Raw genomic sequence first — 344 nt, 5'->3', positions numbered from 1 at the left:
CTTGCACCGCCTTGGAATTGGATTTCCTGTGTGGTAATGGGAGTATTATTAAATCTTAGAGTAAAGGAATTATCTAATGGAAAAACGACAAAAATGAGACCATCATCTGATGCAGGTACGGAACATTCCTTAGTATTCCCATTATCAAAAGAAAAATTAACAGGATCAATAACTTCTTTCCAAGGGCCAAATCTAATCTTAAGATAAAAACTAACCCCCAGAACGCAATAGTCTCGTTATAAGTAATCACAATAACAACAAATCTGATGATAGCAGATTTACTGCTATGCATAATTTAACGTAGAATAATCGCCATAAAAAAGCCCAAAAGTATTGCGAATAGT

Annotated in this window: 1 protein-coding gene; it reads left to right on the top strand. The window is 34.3% G+C overall.

Annotated elements, in window-relative coordinates:
* The coding region (locus tag GNY06_RS13705; protein WP_212995090.1) for a hypothetical protein at positions 1-207 on the top strand (207 nt) is incomplete at its 5' end.
* Positions 208-344 lie beyond the last annotated feature (137 nt).

This window comes from Elizabethkingia argenteiflava, from assembly GCF_009904105.1.
GTDB lineage: Bacteria > Bacteroidota > Bacteroidia > Flavobacteriales > Weeksellaceae > Elizabethkingia > Elizabethkingia argenteiflava.
Note: the sequence above shows the minus strand (reverse complement) of the source record. Positions and strands in the feature narration are given on the sequence as shown.